Raw genomic sequence first — 18220 nt, 5'->3', positions numbered from 1 at the left:
GACCGGGATTCGAGGGGACGATGGCCGGGTGACCGCAGCGCCCGCCGCCGTCGAACCCGCCGCCGTGGACCCGGCCGGCCTCGACGCGCTCGCCCGGCTCGTGGGGGACGGCGACGTCGTCGTCCTCTCCGGAGCCGGACTCTCCACCGACTCCGGCATCCCCGACTACCGCGGCGCCACCGGGTCGCTGCGCCGGCACACGCCGATGACCTACCAGACCTTCCTGCGCGACCCCCGCGGCCGGCACCGGTACTGGGCGCGCAGCTTCGTCGGCTGGCGACAGATCCGGGCGGCGCGGCCCAACGCCGGGCACCGCGCCGTGGCCGGTCTGCAGGGCGCCGGGCTGGTCACCGGGGTGATCACCCAGAACGTCGACGGCCTGCACCAGGCGGCCGGGGCACAGGACGTCGTCGAGCTGCACGGCGGCCTGGACCGCACGATCTGCCTGGCCTGCGGGGACGTCGCCGGCCGGGCCGCGCTCGACGAGCGGCTGCAGGCGGCCAACCCGCACTTCGGGCCGCACGCCGACGAGGTGAACCCCGACGGCGACGCCGAGCTGCCCGACGAGGTCCTCGACGGCTTCGTCATGGTCGAGTGCCTGGCCTGCGGCCGCGGCCCGCTCAAGCCCGACGTCGTCTTCTTCGGCGAGACGGTGCCGCGCGACCGGGTGGACCGCTGCTTCGCGATGGTCGAGGACGCCGGCGCGCTGCTGGTGCTGGGCTCGTCCCTGACCGTGATGAGCGGCTACCGCTTCGTGCTGCGCGCCGAGAAGCTCGGCATCCCGGTGGGGCTGGTCAACCTCGGCGCCACCCGCGGGGACGCGAAGGTCGACGTCCGGGTGGACGCCCCGCTGGGCACGGTGCTGCCCGACCTGGTCGCGCGCCTGGCCGCGTGAGCCGCGGGGTCGAGCGCACCGACGACGGCCGGTGGATCGTCGTCGACGGCCGGCGCTGGCGCATCGCCGACCCGGCGCTGCCCGAGGACGTCCGCGCCCGGCTGCTGCACCACCTCGGCGTCGCCCGCGCCGCCGTCCGGACCGCCGGCCGCGCCGGGGACGACGCCGCGGTGGCCGCCGCCCGCGCGCGCGTCCACCTGGCCAAGACGGGGCTGGGGGAGCGCGGCCCGGCCTGGTGGGAGCAGGACGACGACGCGCGCCGGGCCCGCTGGGAGGCGGCGCTGGTCGCGCTCGAACCGGGCGGTTGACCCCGCGCCGGCCCGGGAAGGAGGAGTGGCGATGCAGACCTTCCTGCCCGTCGCCGACTTCGAGGAGAGCGCCCGGCTCCTGGACTCGCCCCGCCTCGGCAAGCAGCGGGTCGAGACGCTGCAGGTGTTGCGGGCCCTCGAACTGCCCGACTACGGCTGGACCTCGCACCCCGTCGTCCGGATGTGGCGGGGGCGCACCGCGGGGCTGGTCGCCTACGGGCTGGCGATGGTCCGGGTGTGGCGGGACCGGGGCTTCGCCGACACCACGCACACGCTGATCGCCGAGTTCGCGCCCGACGTCGTCGGCACGCCGCAGGAGGAGCTGGCCCGCGCCGGGCTGCTGCCCTCCTGGGTGGGGGACGAGGCGCTGCACCTGTCCCACCGGTCCAACCTGCTGGCCAAGGAGCCCGGGTTCTACCGGGCGCGGTTCACCGAGCGCTTCGGTCCGGAACCCGACGACCTGCCCTACGTCTGGCCCGAGCCGGACGACGTCCCACCGGCCGCAGCGCCCGAGGGGGAACGGGTCTGGGTGGTGCGGCCGCGGGCGCACAACGAACTCGGCGCCTGCCTGGCCGCGGGCGTGGTCGGGCTGGGCACCCAGTCGGGCATCGACGTCGACGCCACCGGCCTGACCCCGGCCGAGCTGCGGACCCTGTCCAAGGAGATCTCCGGCCGGCGCCCGGCCAAGGACCTCCGCCAGCTGTCGACCTTCCTCGACGAGGTGCGGCCCGGGGACCGGGTCGGCGTGCCGATCGAGCACGGGGCCGGCCTGCTGCTCGGCGAGGTCGTGGGGGAGTACCTGTTCCAGGGGCGCGAGCTGCTGCCGCACCGCCGTCCGGCCCGGTGGGACCGCGTGGTGCCGCGCTCGGCCGCCCGCCCGCCGGCCACGCTGCAGGACCCGCGCGCCCTGTTCTCCGTCGTCCTCGACCCGGCGCACCTGCCCGGCAACTGAGCGGCGCGCGACCGGCCCGCTGTGCCAGGGTGCGCGCGTGGCCCGACCCCCCGTCCTCACTCCGCAGTCCACCGACTTCCCGCGGTGGTACCAGGACGTCGTCGCGAAGGCCGAACTCGCCGAGAACGGCCCGGTGCGCGGGACGATGGTCGTCCGCCCCGACGGCTACGCGATCTGGGAGCGGGTGCAGGCCGAGGTCGACGCGCGGATCAAGGCCGCGGGCGCGCGCAACGCCTACTTCCCGCTGTTGATCCCCGAGACCTACCTGCGGCGCGAGGCCGAGCACGTGGCGGGGTTCAGCCCCGAGCTGGCGGTCGTGACGCACGCCGGCGGCAAGGAGCTGGAGGCCCCCGCGGTCGTCCGCCCCACCAGTGAGACGGTCGTCGGCGAGTACATGGCGCGGTGGGTGCAGAGCCACCGGGACCTGCCGCTGCTGCTCAACCAGTGGGCCAACGTCGTCCGGTGGGAGCTGCGACCCCGGCTCTTCCTGCGCACGACGGAGTTCCTCTGGCAGGAGGGCCACACCGCGCACGCCACGGAGGAGGAGGCCGCCGTCTACGCGCGGCGGATCCTCGCCGAGGTCTACGCCGACGTCATGACCGAGGTGCTGGCCATCCCGGTCGTGCCGGGGCGCAAGACGCGCCGGGAGCGCTTCGCCGGCGCGGTCAACACGCTCACCTGCGAGGCGATGATGCGCGACGGCAAGGCGCTGCAGATGGGCACCAGCCACGAGCTCGGGCAGAACTTCGCCCGTGCCTTCGGCATCGACTTCCTGGGTCCCGACGGCGGGCGGCGGCTGGCCTGGACGACGTCGTGGGGCTCCTCCACCCGCCTGCTCGGCGGGCTGGTCATGAGCCACGGTGACGACGCCGGGCTGCGGCTGCCGCCCCGGCTGGCGCCCGTGCAGGTGGTCGTGCTGGTGGCGCGCGCCGGGGAGGGCGTCGAGGCGGCCGCCCGGACGGTGGCCGGGGAGCTGCGGGCGCAGGGGGTGCGGGTCGAGGTGGACGACCGGACCGACGTCCCCTTCGGCCGCCGCGCCGTCGACCACGAGCTCAAGGGTGTGCCGATCCGGATCGACCTGGGACCGCGGGACCTGGCCCAGGGCCGGGCCAGCACGGTCCGCCGCGCGTCCGGGGAGACCGGCACGGTCCCGCTCGGCGAGGTGGCCGGCTGGGCCCGGCGCGCCCTCGCGGAGGACCAGGCGGCCCTGCTCGCCGAGGCCCGGGCCCGCCTCGACGAGCGCACGGTCGACGCGGCCACGGCCGAGGACGCCCTCGCCGCCGCCCAGGAGGGCTGGGCGCGGGTGCCGTGGGACCGCCTGGGAACCGAGGGCGAGGCGCGGCTGGCCGAGCGGGGCGTCACCGTGCGCTGCCTCGTCCGGCCCGACGGCGGCCTGCCGGACGGCGACGACGAGCCGGGCGCGCTCGCCGTCGTCGCCCGCGCCTACTGAGGGCTGCCCGGCAGCGGCACGTTCTGCAGCCGCACCTGCCCGCGGGCCACCGGCTTGCCGTCCTCGCTGCGGGTGAGGGTGACCAGCCACAGCTGCAGGGTGCGACCCTGCTGGATCGGCTCGGCGAGGACGTCGACCCGCCCGGTCGTCACCGGCCGGAGGAAGTCGGTGCTGTTGTTGACCCCGACGGCGAACTGGCCCCGGTCGAGCACCGCCGCGCTCGCCCCGATGCTGGCCGCCGACTCGACGACGGTGCAGTACACGCCCCCGTGCACGACCCCCCACGGCGTGTGCTGGTCCGGGCCCATGTCCACGTGCCCGGCCACCCGGGTGCCGCTGACCTCGGTGACCACGAAGCCCGAGGCGGCCACGAACCGGCTGGCCGCGCTGAGGTCCACCGACGGCAGCGCGCTCCCCGGCCCGCCCGCGCCGGCGCTCACGCGTCCCACACCAGGCAGAACGGGTGCCCGACCGGGTCGGCGTAGACACGGAAGTCGCCGCCGCCCCCCGGCAGGCGCCGCGCCCCGAGCGCCAGCACCTCCGGCTCCGCCTGCTCGACGTCGGCCACGCGGACGTCGAGGTGGAACTGCTGGGGTCGGTCGGGGTCCGGCCAGTCGGGAGGCTGCAGGTCGGGTGCCTGCTGGAAGGCCAGCCGGAAGCCCTGCCCGGTGACGACGACCCAGTCGTCACCCGGCTGACCCGCGACCTCCATCCCCAGCAGCTGCGCGTAGAAGGTGGCGAGGGCGTGGGCGTCGGGTGCGTCGAGGACGACGGAGTGCAACTGGCCGATCATGGGTCCATCCTCACGGTCCACCCCCGCCCCCACCAGCGCAGATCCGGCCGCGTCCGGGGGGTTCCCGGCCAGCGGGCAGGATCGGGGCGTGGACCCGCACCCGACGCCCCCGCAGCTCGGCACCCTGACCTGGCTCCCGGCCGCCGACCGGCCCGAGCTGCTCGCCGCGCCGGTGGCGGCCGCGCTCGGCGGGCTCGCCGGACCGGCGTGGGTCGCCGAGATCGACGACGCCCTCGCCGACACCGCCGCGTTCACCGAGGCCTACGACGTGCCCCTGCCGGCCTCGGCCAACTGCGTGGTCGTCGCCGCCCGCCGGGCCGGGCAGACCGTGCTGGCCGCGTGCCTGGTGCCGGCCAGCACCCGCGCCGACGTCAACGGGCTGGTCCGCCGGCACCTCGGTGCGCGCAAGGCCTCGTTCGCGCCGCAGGACGTCGCGGTGGCCGAGAGCGGCATGGCCTACGGCGGCATCACGCCGATCGGGCTGCCGCCGTCCTGGCCGGTGCTGGTCGACGCCGCGGTGGCCGCCACGGACCTGGTCGTCGTCGGGTCGGGCACCCGGGCCGGCAAGCTGGCCGTGCCGGGCGCGGTCCTGGCCGCCCTGCCGGGCGCCGAGGTGCTCGTGGACCTCGGCCGGGAGCCGGTCGAGCCGCCGCCGCCGGCGCCCGCCCCGGCCCCGGTCCGGGCACCCGACGACCGCGACCTGGGCTGGGGCGAGCGGCCCGAGGACCGGTCCGCCGACGACCGCCGCTACCTGGAGGACCGCCCGCCCCACTGGGGCAGCGACTGACGGAGGACCCGTCCTCCTCACCGTTCACACGCTCACGGCGAGCCTCTGGACGGGGCCGGGGCGGGACCGGCGCCTTGCTGGGCGCGCAGCAGGTCCCGGATCTCGACGAGCAACTCCACCTGCGTGGGCTCGGCCGGGCCGGCCTCCTCGCCGCGCCGGCGCCGCTCGATGATCGTCTTCATCGGCAGCACGACGAGGAAGTAGACGACCGCCGCGGTGAGCACGAACGTGAGCACCTGGCTGAGGAACGCGCCCCACGCGAAGGTCTGGCCGTTGACGGTGAACGTGCCGCCCAGCTCCCCACCGCCGCCCACCAGGCCGATCAACGGCGTGAGGAACGAGTCGGCGAAGGCGGTCACGACCGCGGTGAACGCCGCCCCGATGACCACCGCGACCGCGAGTTCGACGACGTTGCCGCGCAGCAGGAAGTCCTTGAAGCCCCGGAACATGCGCTCATCCACCCACAACCGACGGCTGCCGGGGCCGACGTCAGGCGGCGTGTCCGGGGGGCGGGAGGCTCAGCGTGAGGGTGGCGGTCGTGGCCGCGGCGGCCAGGACGGCGGCCGTGGCGCCGTCGACGGCGAGCAGCAGGAGCCCCTCGCCGTCGTCGTCCGGCCGGGGCGCGGCCAGGACCAGCGCCGCGGCGGCCACCACCTCCGCCCGTGCCGCCTCCGGCGCCGTGGCGAGCACGTCCACCCGGTCGCCGGGGCGGACCAGGGCGCTGACCGCGAGGTCGGCGGGCCGCACCGGCGCGGCGACCTGCCCCGGGGCCAGCAGGGCCGTCAGGCCGGCGCCCACCAGGCGCGCGTCGGTGACCGGCTCGCCGGCCCGCAGGCCACCCGCGAGGACCTGCCCGACCAGCGGCTCCGGCTCGGCCGCCGTCCCGACCGGCCGCAGGGCGGTGGGCCAGCGGACGACGGTGAGGTCGTCGGGGCCCAGCACGGCTCCGGGTGCCAGGTCGGCGGTGGCGACCACCCCCGGCGCGGTCCGGGCCTCGGGGGGAACGGCCGGGGCCGGGTCGGGGCGCAGGGCCAGCACGAGGGCGGCCGCCGCCAGCAGCCCGGCGAGGGCCTGCCGGGCGGTGTGCAGCAGGGAGCGGGGACGGCGGAGGCGGATCACGACCGCCACGCTGCCCGCCGGCGGGCGCCGGGAGGGCGCTCGTGGCCGGGTTGTGGAGAACCGGCCGGCCTGTGGACCGCCGGCACGGCTGGGCCGGCGGCGGTCGACCGGCGGTCGTCAGCTCGCGGCGGCGGCCTTGCCGGAGGAGCCGGCGGAGGACGAGGAGCTGCTCGTCGAGGACGAGCTGCCGGTCGTGCCGGCGGTGGCCGCGGCCGGGGTCGACTCCTTCTTCGCGCCGGTGGAGGACGTGCTGCTCGACTCGGTGGAGGAGGAGTTCGACCGGCTGTCGGTGCGGTAGAACCCGGAGCCCTTGAAGACCACGCCCACCGAGCCGTAGACCTTGCGCACGGGGCTGCTGCACGTCGGGCACTCGCTGACCGCGGCGTCGGTGAAGGACTGCACGACCTCGAACTCGTGCTTGCCGTCGGTGTTGGTGCAGGCGTACTGGTAGGTCGGCACGGCGGGAGGGCTCCTCGTCAGGACGGGCCGGGCTGGCACTCTCGCCCGGCGACTGCCAATGATGCGCGCTCGTCCGGCGTCCGTCCACGTGCGAGCGGCGAGTGTCACTCCGTCCAACGCGCGCGCCCGCCGGGGTATGCCGTCGCCTGGAGACAGCCGTCCGGGGGCCCCGGTGCACGTCGGCGTCCTCAGCGGATCGCCGTCACCGCGCTGAGGGCAGCGGCGGCAGGACCGATCCGCTCCGGTGGGTCCGGCTGCAGTCCCGCCTCGCGGAGCTGCCCGAGCAGCAGGTCGACGGCGGGCAGCTCCATGCGGCCCTCCTGCGCCCGCAGCAGCAGGTCCAGGTGCCGGCTGAACAGCTGCGGCCCCGCCACGGTGGTGACGACCACGAGGGCGCCACCGGGGGCGAGCAGGCGGGCGACCGCGCTCAGCAGCTCCACCCGCTCGTCGACCGGTACGTAGTAGACGACGTTGGCGAGCAGGGCCAGGTCGATGCGGTCGGGGAGGGCGCCAGGGTGACCGGCGGCGAGCGCCGTCCGGATGTCGACCGCCTCGACACCGGCCCGGTCGGCCAGGCCCCGCTCGCTCAGGGTGCGCCGGGCCAGCGCCGCGGCGTCGGGGTCGACGTCCACGCCCACGCCGGTGGCGTCCGGAGCGGCCTCCAGCATCGCGGCCAGGTGCAGGCCGGCACCGCACCCGACGTCGAGCACCCGGCGCGGCCGGCGCTCGCGGACCGTCCGGGTGAGCAGGTCGTGGAGCAGCGGCTCCAGGACGGCGGAGAGCCGGGCGATGACCTCGGCCTGCTCCTCGATGTCGCGGCGTCGCGGGCCGCCGGAGAGCAGCGGTCGCAGCTCCCGGTAGAGCTCGGTGTGGTAGCCGCCGAAGCCCTGGTAGACGGCCCGCACCTGGTCGTCGTCGACGACCGCGCGCCCGGCGCGGGTGAGCGCCCACGAGCTCTCGCCCGCGATGAACCCCGCCGCCGCCAGCACGCGGAGGTAGGCCGCCAGGAGGTCGGGATCGGGCGCACCCAGGCGGTCGGCCAGCGCGGCGGTGCTGACCGGCCCCCCGACGAGCGCGTCGAGCACCCCGAGATCGGCGGCCGCCGCGACGAGCTGCAGGCGGACCGCCGCCTGCGCGTCCCCCGCCGCCCGCAGCCGCGCGCGGAGGTTCCCGCCGCGCAGCACCTCGGCCAGCACCCTCGGGTGGGGCATCCTCGCCATCGGGCACCCCTCGGCTCAGAAGGCGCGACGCTAGCGCCCCGTTCGCGGTCCTGGTGGCCTCCGGCCGCTTCCGCACGGGCCGCGCCGGGCGGTCCGTACCAGGACGACCTGCCGAAGTACCGTTCCCTCCCGTGGCGCAGGAGTGGCTCGACAGCCAGCAGCAACGGGCATGGCGTGCCTGGCTGACCGTCGCCGAGCTGGTGCCCCGCGTCCTCGACGCCCAGCTGCAGCGCGACGCCGGCATCACGCACGCCGCCTACGTCGTCCTCGCCATGCTCTCGGAGGCACCCGGGCGCAGCCGGCGGATGAGCGACCTGGCCCGGCGTGCCAACCAGTCGCAGAGCCGGCTGTCGCACACCGTCGCCCGGCTGGAGGAGCGCGGCTGGGTGCGCCGGGAGCGCTCCGCCGAGGACGGTCGCGGCAACCTCGCCGTCCTCACCGACGAGGGCTGGGACGTCGTCCGCTCGGTCGCGCCGGGGCACGTGGCAGCCGTGCGGTCGGCCCTGTTCGACCCGCTGACCGACGAGCAGACGAAGGCACTGGGGGACGTCCTGGAGGTCCTGCTGGAGGGTCTGGACCCCGACCACAGCATGCGCGTCGAGCACGGCGCGGACACCCGGTGACGGCGCCGCTGCCGCTGTCGGTCCTGGAGCTGGCCACCGTCGGCTCGGGGCAGTCGACCGCCGACGCCCTCGCCGCGACCACCCGCGTGGCCCAGGCCGCCGACCGGCTCGGCTACCGCCGGATCTGGGTCGCCGAGCACCACAACACGCCGGCGGTCGCGAGCACCAACCCGCCCGTGCTCATCGCCCACCTGGCCGCCGTCACCGAACGGATCCGGGTCGGCTCGGGCGGCGTGATGCTGCCCAACCACGCGCCGCTGGTCGTGGCCGAGCAGTTCGCCCTCCTCGAGGCGCTGCACCCGGGCCGGGTCGACCTCGGCATCGGCCGCGCGCCCGGCACGGACCGGGAGACGGCGCTCGCCCTGCGCCGCGATCCGGCCGCCCTGTCGGCCGACGACTTCCCGCAGCACCTCATCGACCTGCTCGGCCTGTTCGGCGACCCGCGCGTCGAGGGCGGCCTGGCCGAGCGGTTCCGGGCCACCCCGGTGGCGGGCTCGGCGCCGCAGATCGTGCTGCTGGGCTCCAGCGGCTTCTCCGCCCAGCTGGCCGGCCACCTGGGCCTGCCGTTCGCCTTCGCCCACCACTACGGCGGCCCCGACGTCCTGGCCGCGGTCGGCCTCTACCGGGACACCTTCCGGCCGTCGCCGGCGCTGGAGCAGCCGTACACGATCGTGACGGCCAACGTGCTCGCCGCCGACACCGCGGACGAGGCCCGGCGGCTCGCCCTGCCCGGGCAGCTCATGCGGCTGGGGCTCCGCACCAACCGGCTGCGGCCGGTGCCGAGCCTGGAGGAGGCCGAGCGACACCCCGACCGGTCCGCGGCCGAGTCGATGGCCAGCAACGCCATCGTCGGGGATGCCGCGACCGTCGTCGCGCAGCTGCGGGAGCTGGCCGCCGACACCGGCGCCGACGAGCTGGTGCTGTCGGCCTCGACCCACGGCGTCGAGGAGCGGCTGCGCAGCCTGGAGCTGGTCGCCGGGGCGTGGGGGCTGGCGGCGGCCTGACCTCAGGTCAGGTGCCGCAGGAAGGACGCCGGGTCGGCCAGGAACTGCTGCCAGTTCGCCGTGAGCTCCAGCTCCGCCCAGTCGGCACGCCGCAGGCCCCACGGGCCCACCTCCAGCAGGTGCGCCCCGGGGAGCGCGGCGAGCACGGGGGAGTGGGTGGCGACGACGACCTGCGCCCCGCCCGCGACCAGCTCGGCCAGCCGCACCACGAGTGACAGCGTGCCGGTGAAGGACAGGGCGGCGTCGGGCTCGTCGAGCAGGTAGAGCCCGCGCCGGGTGGCCCGGCTGCCGAAGAGCGAGAGGAAGCCCTCCCCGTGGGAGAGCTCGTGGTAGCTCGGGTCGCCGATCGACTCCAGGTAGCTGTACAGGCCGTGCAGGGTCTCGTCGCGGAGGAAGTAGGCCCAGCGCTCGGCGCCGGGACTGCGCTCGACGATGAGGTCGAGGGACCCGGGCTCGCTGCGCCGGGTCGTGTGGCGGGCGTTGACCGAGCCGCCCTCGGCGTTGAGTCCGAGCGCGGCGGCCAGCACCTCGAGCACCGTCGACTTGCCCGAGCCGTTCTCGCCGACCAGGACGGTCGCGCCCGGGCCCAGCTCCAGTCCCTCGCGGAGCACCTGCGCGATCGCGGGCACGGTCAGCGGCCAGACGCCGTCCGGTGGGCGGGGCGCGCCGGGGTCGGGGCGGAACCGGCGCACGGGTCGTCGGTCCACGGTCGCGACGTTCTCAGCGGCCGAGGTGGCGGTAGCGGTGCAGCCGGCTGCGGAAGCGCTCGCCGTCGTCCCGCCCGAGCAGGTCGGCCAGCTCCTCGCCGAGCACCCGGCCCAGCCGGCGGCAGAAGTCCACCGGCTCGTCGGCGGCGTCCGGCCGCTCGGGCACCACCCGGTCGACGATCCCGGCCCGCCACAGGTCGGTCGCCCGGACCCCCTGCGCGGCGGCCATCTCGCCGGCCCGCTCGGTGGTGCGGTGCACGATCGCCGAGGCGCCCTCCGGCGGCAGCGGGCCGAGCCAGCCGTTGGCCGCGGCCAGCACCCGGTCGGCCGGCACCAGGGCCAGCGCGCCGCCGCCGGTGCCCTGACCGAGCAGCACCGCCAGCGTCGGGGCCTTCAGCATGACCAGGTCCTGGAGGCAGCGGGCGATCTCGGCCGCCAGGCCGCCCTCCTCGGCGTCCTTCGACAGCGCCGCGCCCGGGGTGTCGATGAGCGTCACCAGGGGCAGCCGCAGCTCGGCGGCCAGCCGCATGCCGCGGCGGGCCTCCCGGAGCGCGGCCGGGCCCAGCGGCGCGGTCAGCGACTGCCCGCGCCGGTCCTGGCCGAGCACCACGCAGGGGGCGCCCCCGAAGCGGGCCAGGGCGAGCAGCAGGCCGGGGTCCTTCTCGCCGGCGCCGGTGCCCGACAGGCCGACGATGTCGGTGGCCGCCGTCCGCAGCAGCCGCCGGACGCCGGGCCGGTCCGCCCGCCGGGACGCGGTGACGACGTCCCAGGCGGTCCGCCCGTCCTCGGGGTCGTCGGTGTCCCGGCCGTCCTCGGGGCGGAGCCGCTCGGCGTCGCGGACGTCGTGGTGCCAGGTCTGCCGGGCGGCCAGCACCCGCAGCGCCCGGTCGGCCACCTCGGCGATCTCCTCGTGCGGCACGACGGCGTCGATCAGCCCGTGCGCGGCCAGGTTCTCGGCGGTCTGCACGCCCTCCGGGAACGGCTCGCCGTAGAGGGCCTCGTAGACGCGGGCGCCGAGGAACCCGATGGAGGCCCCGGGCTCGGCGATGGTCACGTGCCCGGTCGACCCCCACGAGGCGAGGACGCCGCCGTACGTCGGGTGCCGCAGGTAGACCAGGTAGGGCAGCCCGGCCTCCTTGTGGCGGGCGATGGCGGCGGTGATCCCGATCATCTGCAGGAAGGCGACCGTGCCCTCCTGCATCCGGGTGCCGCCCGACACCGGCGCGGCCAGCAGCGGCAGCCCCTCCTCGGTGGCCCGCTCGACCGCGGCGATCAGCCGCTCGGCCGCGGCCACCCCGATCGAGCCGGCGAGGAAGCGGAACTCCCCGGCGATGACCGCCACCCGCCGCCCGCGCAGCAGGCCCTCGCCGGTGATGATCGCCTCGTCCTGGTGGGCCTTCTCGGCCGCGCGGTCCAGCTCCGCGGCATAGGAGCCGGGGACGTCGCCGACGTCGATGGGGGAGTCCCAGCTCTTCCAGGAGCCGGGGTCGAGGACGAGGTCGCGCAGGGTCCGGGCGTCCAGCGGCCCCGTCACGACTCCAGCCAGGCGCGGATCGTCTCGTTCGAGGAGCCGAGCACCGGCGGGGCCGCGTGGTCGCGGCGGGTGGTCTCGGTCTCGCCGTCCGGGCCGGGCGCGAAGAACCGCAGCGGCGGGCCGGGCAGCTGCAGCCGGCCGAGGGTGGCGTGCTCGACGTCGACCAGCAGGCCCTGGGACAGCGTCTGGTCCCAGGTGTAGACCTCGTCGAGGGTGCGGACCTTGCCCGCCGGGATGCCGGCGGCGGCCAGCCGGGCCAGCAGCTCCTCGGGCGCGATGTCGGCGAAGGCGCCCTCGAGCAGCTCGATCACCTGCGGGCGGTTGTCCACCCGGTCGCCGTTGGTGGCCAGCCCGGGGGCGTCGGCGTCCAGGCCGAACTCGGCGCACAGCTTGCGCCACAGCCCCTCCGAGCCGCAGGAGAGCTGGACGCTGCCGCCCCGGCAGTGGAACAGCCCGTACGGCGCGATCGAGGGGTGGTGGTTGCCCTGCGCGCGCCCGACCTCGCCGGCCACGGTCCAGCGGGTGCCCTGGAAGGCGTGCACGCCGACGATGGCGGCCAGCAGCGAGGTGCGCACCACCTGGCCGCGGCCGGTGCGCTCGCGCTCCAGCAGGGCGGCGAGCACGCCGTAGGCGCCGTACATGCCGGCCAGCAGGTCACCGATGGGGACGCCGACCCGCTGCGGGTCGTCCGGGCCGGAGCCGGTCAGCGACATCAGCCCGCCCTCGCCCTGGGCGATCTGGTCGTAGCCGGCCCGCCCGCCCTCGGGCCCGTCGTGGCCGAACCCGCTGATCGACAGGGTCACCAGCCGCGGGTTGAGCTCCTCGAGTACCTGCGTGCCGAAGCCGAGGCGGGCCAGCGTGCCGGGGCGGAAGTTCTCCAGCAGCACGTCGGCGCGGCGGATCAGCTCCCGCAGCAGGTCCTTGTCGCCCTCGTCCTTGAGGTCGAGGGTGACCGACTCCTTGTTGCGGTTGGTGCAGAGGAAGTACGTGGACTCCCGGTCGCCCTCGTCCGGCTGGACGAAGGGCGGGCCCCAGCCGCGGGTGTCGTCCCCGCTGCCGGGGTTCTCCACCTTGATCACCCGGGCGCCGAGGTCGCCGAGCATCATCCCGGCGTGCGGCCCGGCGAGGGCGCGGGTCAGGTCGACGACGAGGGTGCCGTCGAGGGGTCCGGACATGTCGATCTCCCTGGCTCGATGCCCGCCCCGCGGCGGTGCGCGGGCCAGTCTCTCAGCGCTGAGGTATCTACGGCCAGAGCGGGTTCACAGCCACCCGGGGACGACGAACACCAGCCAGGCGAGGAACGGCCCTGCGACGACGACGATCCCGGAGTAGGCGAGGATCTGCTTGTAGAAGCGGTCCCGGTCGACGTCCTGCGCGTTGGCCAGCACCAGCGCCCCGTTCGTGGAGAACGGGCTCACGTCGACGATGGTCGAGGACACCGACAGGGCGACCACCACGCCCACGGCCCCGATGTCCCCGGCCTGCAGGAACGGCACCGCGAGCGCGATGGCGACACCGATGATCGCCGTCGACGACGCGAAGGCCGACACCACCCCGCCGATGTAGCAGAGCAGCAGCGCGATGAGCAGCGGGACACCGAGCCCGATGACCGCCTCGCCGACGTAGTCGATCGTCCCGGCCTCCTGCAGCACGAAGACGAAGGTCAGCACGCCGGCGATGAGCAGCACCGTCGACCAGCTGATCTGGCTCACCGCCCCCTTGTGCCGGGCCGCGGCGAAGAGCGCGAGCACGGTCGCGACGGTGATGGCGACGAAGCCGATGTCCAGGTCGAAGACCAGGGCGAGGACGGCGACCGCGGCCAGCCCGACCAGCGTCAGGACCTGGTCGGGGGTGACCCGCTGCGGGCGGTCGGGGTCGTCGCCGTCTCCCGCGCCGCCGCCGCCCCCGCCCACCGCCGGGCCGGGTGCGGCGCCGTGGCCCCGCACCACCGGGTCGGGGCCGTGCGCGGCGTGCACCGGCTGCTCGGCGGCGACCTTCCGGCCCAGCAGCTGCCGGCCGCCGAGGACGACGAACAGCACGACCGCGATCGCCATGTTGAACAGCAGGCTGGCGAGGAACACGGTCACCGGACTGCTGGGCAGGCCCTCGTCCTCCACGATCGTGTTGACCGTGACGCCGTAGACGCTGATCGGCGAGAACCCGCCGCCCTGCGCCCCGTGGATGACCATCATGCCCATGAGCAGCGGGTTGATCCCGTGGCGGGCGGCGAAGGTCAGGGCGATCGGGGCGATGATCGCCACCGCGGCGGGCGAGAGCGCGCCGATCGCGGTGAGCAGCGCGGTGACGAAGAACATGATCCACGGGATGGCCGCGACGTGGCCGCCGACGAGCTTCACCGCGCCGCGGACCAGCAGGTCGACCGTGCCGTTGTTCTGCGCGATCGCGAACAGGTAGGTGACGCCGATGAGCGTCACCACCAGCTCGGCGGGGAAGCCGGCCAGGATCTCGTCGGTGGTCAGCCCCACCGACAGGGTGCCCACCAGGAAGGCGGCGACGAACGCCAGCGCCCCCATGTTGATCGGCAGGAACGTGGCGATCGCGAAGATCACGACCAGCGCGATGATGGTGACGATCTCGGGGGACACGGACTCTCCTCCGTCGACGGTGACGAGGACGCCGACCAGCGTGTCAGTGAGCGGCCGGTAGCGCCTGCCAGCCGCCGGACGGCCCCGTCTCCACCGCACGCCGGGGCCGATCACCCGGCCCGTGATTAGGCTCCGCCCCATGGCGACTGCGAGCCCCCGACCGACGCGGAAGGCCGTCATCCCCGTGGCCGGGATGGGCACCCGCTTCCTGCCGGCGACCAAGGCGGTGCCCAAGGAGCTGCTGCCCGTGGTCGACCGGCCGGCGCTGCAGTACATCGTCGAGGAGGCGGCGCGCGCGGGCCTGGGCGAGGTGCTCATGGTCACCGGGCGCAACAAGGCCGCGATCGAGGACTTCTTCGACCGCCAGCCGGAGCTGGAGACCGCCCTGGAGAAGAAGGGCGACGCCGACCGGCTGCAGGCGGTGCACGCCTCCACCGAGGTCGCGCAGGTGCACTTCGTCCGGCAGGGCGAGGCCCGCGGGCTCGGGCACGCGGTGCTGCAGGCGGCGGCCTTCGTCGGCGAGGAGCCGTTCGCCGTCCTGCTGGGCGACGACCTCATCGACGCGCGGGACCACCTGCTGGAGCAGATGCTGCAGGTCCAGGCCGAGCACGGCGGCTCGGTCGTGGCGCTGCTCGACGTCGGCCGGGAGAACATCGACAAGTACGGCGCGGTCGCGGTCGAGGACGCCGGCTCCGACGTGGTGACGATCACCGGTCTGGTGGAGAAGCCGCCGGTCGACGAGGCACCCTCCAGCCTGGCGATCATCGGCCGCTACGTGCTGGCCCCCGAGGTCTTCGGCGTGCTGCGGGAGACCCCGCCCGGCCGCGGCGGCGAGATCCAGCTGACCGACGCCCTGGCCACCCTCGTCGAGCGCGGCGAGCCGGTGCACGGCGTGGTGTTCAGCGGCCGCCGCTACGACACCGGCGACCGGCTGGACTACCTCAAGGCGGTCATCCAGCTGGCCGCCGAGCGCGACGACCTCGGCCCCCCGCTGCGGGCCTGGCTGGCCGACTTCGTCGCCGACCTGCCCGGCAAGGGCGCGTCGGAGGCCTGATCGCGGCCTCCGAAGGGGGAACATCGACCTCCGTGGTGGGGATGACCGAGGACGGCACGGGCGGGATGCTCCCGCGACAGCGGGACACCACGGCGATGGACCTGCGGCAGGGCACCGTCGTGCGCGATGCGCCGGCGGTCCCGCGGCACGAGACGACGGCGATCGAGCGCGGCCTGGTCCCGCCGCCGCCGGTCGCGCCGGAGCCCGCTCCGCCGCGCACCGTGGAGCAGCACCTCGACGAGATCCTCGCCGCCGTGCCGCAACCAGACGCGATCGAGCTCGCCGTGCTCGACGCGCAGGGCCTGCTGTGCGCCGAGGAGGTGGTCAGCCAGCGCGCGCTGCCGGCCTTCGACCAGGCCGCCCTCGAGGGGTACGCCGCGCGCGCCATGGACGTGGAGGGCGCCAGCCTCGCCGTGCCGGCGCAGCTGTCGGTGGTGGGGGAGACCGTCGCCGGTCCCAGCGGGACGACGTCCATCGGCCCCGGCATGGCGCAGAAGGTGGCCGCCGGCGCGATGCTGCCGGCCGGCGCCGACGTCGTCGTCCCGGCGGTGTGGACCGACCGGGGCGTGGTCACCGTCGCCGTCCACGCGCCGGTCGAGCCCGGCGGGTACGTGCGCCGCGCGGGGGACGACGTCGCGCCCGGCACCACGGCGGTGCAGGTCGGGACGCCGATCGGGCCGGCGCAGATCAGCCTGCTGGCGGCGGTGGGGCGCGACCGCGTGCAGGTGCGCCCCCGGCCGCGGGTCGCCGTCCTCTCCGCCGGGTCGGAGCTGGTCGACATCAGCACGGCCCCGGGCCCGGGCCAGGTCGTCGACGTCAACAGCTACGCGCTGGCCGCGGCCGCCCGCGACGCCGGCGCGGAGGCCTACCGCTGGGGGATCCTCCCCGCCGACCGGCGCCGGCTGGGCGAGGTCATCGAGAGCCAGCTGCTGCGCAGCGACCTGGTCCTCGTCTCCGGCACGCTGGCGGGCGAGGCCGACCAGGTGCGCGAGGTGCTCACCGAGCTGGGGCAGATGGACTTCACCCAGGTCACCATGCACCCCGGGCCGGCCCAGGCGTTCGGCCGGCTGGGCCGCGACTCGGTCCCGGTGATCTGCGTGCCGGGGGAGCCGGTCGCCGCCCTGGTCGCCTTCGAGGTCTTCGTGCGCCCCGCGATCCGGATGATGCTCGGCAAGCGGCAGCTGTTCCGCCGGACCGTGCAGGCGATCGCCGCCGAGCGGCTGCTCTCGCCGCTGGGCTACCGGCAGTACCTGCACGGCCAGGTCATGCGGCACCCCGACGGCGGCTACGTCGTCGAGCCGCTGGGGGACGGCGACGAGGCGATGCTGGCCCGCATGGCGCGCGCCAACTGCCTGATCGTCGTCGACGAGGACGTCACCGAGGTCGCACCGGGCGGCCTGGTCACCGTCATGCCCCTGCTGCTGGGCGGCTGACCGCCCGTGGTCGATCCCGCCCTGCACCCCGGCTGGCCCGCACGGCTGGCATGGGGACCCGTCGAGCTGCACCCGCCGCAGCGCCGGGACGCCGAGGAGTGGAGCCGGGTGCGGCTGGCCAACGAGGACTGGCTGGCCCCGTGGGAGCCGACCGCCGCCGCGCCCTGGGCGGCCCGCCACACGCCGCAGGCCTACCGGGCGATGCGCCGCGCCGTGCTGCGGCGGGCCGCGGCGGGGACGACGCTGCCGTTCGTCGTCCGGGTCGAGGGACGGCTGGCCGGGCAGGTGACCATCGACAACGTCGTCCGCGGGGCGCTGCGCTCGGGCAACCTCGGCTACTGGATCGACCGCTCGGTCGCCGGGCGGGGCATGGCCTCGCTGGCCGTCGCGCTGGTGTGCGACCACGCGTTCGGGCCGGGCCGGCTGCACCGGTTGCAGGCCGACATCCGACCCGAGAACGGCCCGAGCCAGGGGCTGGTGCAGCGGCTGGGGTTCCGCTCCGAGGGCCTGCTGCGCCGGTACCTGGACATCGACGGGGACTGGCGCGACCACCTCACCTTCGCCCTGCTGGCCGAGGACGCCCCCGCGGGCGTGCTCAGCCGCTGGCGCGCCCGCGCGTCCGGCTGACCGCGGGCGCATACCAGACCCGCCGGGCGTCCGCGGGTGGCGCCATGTCGACACGCCGCCCCACCGGCACTCCCGTCACACAACACAACAGAGACACGCCCGCGCGCCTCCCTCGTCCGGGTTGGTCCAGGCCTTAACTTCGCCGGGCAGTTACTCATGTGACGGGTGGTGTTCTGGATGGGTTCGGGCGTGCTGTTGGCCGCTCTGGTCGTGCTGTGGTTCGTCGTGCTGGTGCCCATGGTGGTGACGCGCGGCAACTCGCAGCCGGCCCATGCCGGGTTGGCCGGCTCCGGCCGGACGCTGCAGCGGCGTCGGGCGGTGGACCCCGCGGTCCACGCCGAGACCGAGCGCGTCTCGATCGACCGCGGTGAGCTGCTGACCTCGGGGGAGCTGCGGGTCGACGTGCACGCGGTGCGCCGTCGGACCCTCGCCGGGCTGGTGGCGCTCACGCTGCTGGCGCTGGTCGGGGCACTGGTCTGGAGCCCGTGGCTGTGGATCGCGCAGGGTGTGCTCGACCTCGCGGTCGTCGCCTACCTCCTGGTGCTGCGGGCCGCCGCGCGCCGCGAGCGGCTGGCCGCCCGCCGTGCCGCCCGGGCCGCCGCCCGCGCCGCACGTCGTCCGGAGCCCCGCCCCGCCGCGCGTCCGGTGC

The 18220-nt window shown here is 76.0% G+C and carries 21 protein-coding genes; 11 read left to right on the top strand and 10 right to left on the bottom strand.

The annotated features are described in order from the left end of the window. Window positions 1-28: 28 nt before the first annotated feature. From PGN05_RS11230 to proS, 4 genes are read left to right on the top strand one after another with little or no spacing between them, the layout of a single operon-like run. Window positions 29-895, top strand: coding sequence for an NAD-dependent protein deacetylase (locus PGN05_RS11230; protein WP_419752624.1), 867 nt, complete (start codon window positions 29-31; stop codon window positions 893-895). Further along, a complete protein-coding gene (locus PGN05_RS11225) occupies window positions 892-1203 on the top strand; it encodes a biopolymer transporter Tol (RefSeq protein WP_419752623.1) in 312 nt (103 codons plus the stop codon). The genes PGN05_RS11230 and PGN05_RS11225 overlap by 4 nt, the downstream gene beginning before the upstream one ends. A gap of 31 nt (window positions 1204-1234) precedes the next feature. Beyond that, window positions 1235-2155 carry an MSMEG_6728 family protein gene (locus PGN05_RS11220; RefSeq protein WP_419752622.1) on the top strand — a complete coding sequence of 307 codons (921 nt, stop codon included), beginning with the start codon at window positions 1235-1237 and terminating at the stop codon, window positions 2153-2155. 37 nt (window positions 2156-2192) lie between these two features. After that, on the top strand, window positions 2193-3605 hold the full coding sequence (proS, locus tag PGN05_RS11215) for a proline--tRNA ligase (protein ID WP_419752621.1): 1413 nt from the start codon (window positions 2193-2195) through the stop codon (window positions 3603-3605). Here proS and PGN05_RS11210 read toward each other — a convergent pair. Next, complete coding sequence (locus tag PGN05_RS11210; protein ID WP_419752620.1) at window positions 3599-4045, bottom strand: PaaI family thioesterase; 447 nt, start codon at window positions 4043-4045, stop codon at window positions 3599-3601. The genes proS and PGN05_RS11210 overlap by 7 nt on opposite strands. After that, on the bottom strand, window positions 4042-4398 hold the full coding sequence (locus PGN05_RS11205; protein WP_419752619.1) for a VOC family protein: 357 nt from the start codon (window positions 4396-4398) through the stop codon (window positions 4042-4044). Before PGN05_RS11205 ends, PGN05_RS11210 begins: the two co-directional genes overlap by 4 nt. A gap of 88 nt (window positions 4399-4486) precedes the next feature. On the opposite strand from PGN05_RS11205, the gene PGN05_RS11200 reads away from it, so the two are divergent. Then, the gene (locus PGN05_RS11200) at window positions 4487-5185 is read left to right on the top strand and encodes a YbaK/EbsC family protein (RefSeq protein WP_419752618.1); all 699 of its coding nucleotides are present in this window, start codon (window positions 4487-4489) and stop codon (window positions 5183-5185) included. A gap of 32 nt (window positions 5186-5217) precedes the next feature. Here PGN05_RS11200 and mscL read toward each other — a convergent pair whose 3' ends face one another. The 4 genes from mscL to PGN05_RS11180 all read right to left on the bottom strand — a co-directional run bounded on the left by mscL (window position 5218) and on the right by PGN05_RS11180 (window position 7974). Further along, window positions 5218-5634 (bottom strand): large conductance mechanosensitive channel protein MscL, encoded by a 417-nt coding sequence (gene mscL, locus PGN05_RS11195; protein ID WP_419752617.1) that lies wholly within the window; start codon window positions 5632-5634, stop codon window positions 5218-5220. Between the two features lie 40 nt (window positions 5635-5674). Further along, window positions 5675-6304 carry a Flp pilus assembly protein CpaB gene (gene cpaB / locus PGN05_RS11190; protein WP_419752616.1) on the bottom strand — a complete coding sequence of 210 codons (630 nt, stop codon included), beginning with the start codon at window positions 6302-6304 and terminating at the stop codon, window positions 5675-5677. Window positions 6305-6421: 117 nt separating this feature from the next. Then, on the bottom strand, window positions 6422-6763 hold the full coding sequence (locus tag PGN05_RS11185; RefSeq protein WP_419752615.1) for an FmdB family zinc ribbon protein: 342 nt from the start codon (window positions 6761-6763) through the stop codon (window positions 6422-6424). Between the two features lie 188 nt (window positions 6764-6951). Further along, on the bottom strand, window positions 6952-7974 hold the full coding sequence (locus tag PGN05_RS11180) for an SAM-dependent methyltransferase (RefSeq protein ID WP_419752614.1): 1023 nt from the start codon (window positions 7972-7974) through the stop codon (window positions 6952-6954). Window positions 7975-8114: 140 nt separating this feature from the next. Between PGN05_RS11180 and PGN05_RS11175 the strand changes: the two genes are divergently transcribed. Both PGN05_RS11175 and PGN05_RS11170 read left to right on the top strand, forming a co-directional pair. After that, window positions 8115-8606 (top strand): MarR family winged helix-turn-helix transcriptional regulator, encoded by a 492-nt coding sequence (locus PGN05_RS11175; RefSeq protein WP_419752613.1) that lies wholly within the window; start codon window positions 8115-8117, stop codon window positions 8604-8606. After that, window positions 8603-9610 (top strand): LLM class flavin-dependent oxidoreductase, encoded by a 1008-nt coding sequence (locus PGN05_RS11170; RefSeq protein ID WP_419752612.1) that lies wholly within the window; start codon window positions 8603-8605, stop codon window positions 9608-9610. Before PGN05_RS11175 ends, PGN05_RS11170 begins: the two co-directional genes overlap by 4 nt. A 2-nt stretch (window positions 9611-9612) precedes the next feature. On the opposite strand, the gene PGN05_RS11165 is transcribed toward PGN05_RS11170, so the two are convergent. The 4 genes from PGN05_RS11165 to PGN05_RS11150 all read right to left on the bottom strand — a co-directional run bounded on the left by PGN05_RS11165 (window position 9613) and on the right by PGN05_RS11150 (window position 14457). Then, window positions 9613-10317, bottom strand: a complete 705-nt coding sequence (locus tag PGN05_RS11165; RefSeq protein WP_419752611.1) for an AAA family ATPase — start codon at window positions 10315-10317, stop codon at window positions 9613-9615. Window positions 10318-10330: 13 nt separating this feature from the next. Next, complete coding sequence (locus PGN05_RS11160; protein ID WP_419752610.1) at window positions 10331-11851, bottom strand: carboxyl transferase domain-containing protein; 1521 nt, start codon at window positions 11849-11851, stop codon at window positions 10331-10333. Further along, complete coding sequence (locus PGN05_RS11155; protein WP_419752609.1) at window positions 11848-13026, bottom strand: CaiB/BaiF CoA transferase family protein; 1179 nt, start codon at window positions 13024-13026, stop codon at window positions 11848-11850. The genes PGN05_RS11160 and PGN05_RS11155 overlap by 4 nt, the downstream gene beginning before the upstream one ends. Before the next feature lie 84 nt (window positions 13027-13110). Further along, the gene (locus PGN05_RS11150) at window positions 13111-14457 is read right to left on the bottom strand and encodes an SLC13 family permease (protein WP_419752608.1); all 1347 of its coding nucleotides are present in this window, start codon (window positions 14455-14457) and stop codon (window positions 13111-13113) included. A gap of 139 nt (window positions 14458-14596) precedes the next feature. Here PGN05_RS11150 and galU point away from each other — a divergent pair, with 139 nt between their 5' ends. From galU to PGN05_RS11130, 4 genes are all read left to right on the top strand, one after another. Continuing rightward, window positions 14597-15511: a UTP--glucose-1-phosphate uridylyltransferase GalU gene (gene galU / locus PGN05_RS11145; RefSeq protein ID WP_419752607.1), complete on the top strand. Its 915-nt coding sequence runs from the start codon at window positions 14597-14599 to the stop codon at window positions 15509-15511. 41 nt (window positions 15512-15552) lie between these two features. Further along, window positions 15553-16944 carry a gephyrin-like molybdotransferase Glp gene (gene glp / locus PGN05_RS11140; protein ID WP_419752606.1) on the top strand — a complete coding sequence of 464 codons (1392 nt, stop codon included), beginning with the start codon at window positions 15553-15555 and terminating at the stop codon, window positions 16942-16944. A gap of 6 nt (window positions 16945-16950) precedes the next feature. After that, window positions 16951-17571 (top strand): GNAT family N-acetyltransferase, encoded by a 621-nt coding sequence (locus PGN05_RS11135; RefSeq protein WP_419752605.1) that lies wholly within the window; start codon window positions 16951-16953, stop codon window positions 17569-17571. Between the two features lie 177 nt (window positions 17572-17748). Then, window positions 17749-18220, top strand: a 472-nt coding sequence (locus tag PGN05_RS11130; RefSeq protein WP_419752604.1) for a hypothetical protein, incomplete at its 3' end; no start/stop codon positions are given.

It is taken from the genome of Geodermatophilus sp. CPCC 206100, assembly GCF_048569675.1.
GTDB lineage: Bacteria > Actinomycetota > Actinomycetes > Mycobacteriales > Geodermatophilaceae > Geodermatophilus.
The sequence above is the reverse complement of the archived record's forward strand: the minus strand, read 5'-3'. Positions and strand labels throughout refer to the sequence as shown.

Bases quoted from the DNA above. Each gene is read 5' to 3' on its own strand.
- PGN05_RS11220 (WP_419752622.1), top strand. From the start codon at position 1,235: ATGCAGACCTTCCTGCCCGTCGCCGACTTCGAGGAGAGCGCCCGGCTC.
- PGN05_RS11155 (WP_419752609.1), bottom strand. From the start codon at position 13,026: ATGTCCGGACCCCTCGACGGCACCCTCGTCGTCGACCTGACCCGCGCC.
- glp (WP_419752606.1), top strand. From the start codon at position 15,553: ATGACCGAGGACGGCACGGGCGGGATGCTCCCGCGACAGCGGGACACC.
- PGN05_RS11205 (WP_419752619.1), bottom strand. From the start codon at position 4,398: ATGATCGGCCAGTTGCACTCCGTCGTCCTCGACGCACCCGACGCCCAC.
- mscL (WP_419752617.1), bottom strand. From the start codon at position 5,634: ATGTTCCGGGGCTTCAAGGACTTCCTGCTGCGCGGCAACGTCGTCGAA.
- galU (WP_419752607.1), top strand. From the start codon at position 14,597: ATGGCGACTGCGAGCCCCCGACCGACGCGGAAGGCCGTCATCCCCGTG.
- PGN05_RS11180 (WP_419752614.1), bottom strand. From the start codon at position 7,974: ATGCCCCACCCGAGGGTGCTGGCCGAGGTGCTGCGCGGCGGGAACCTC.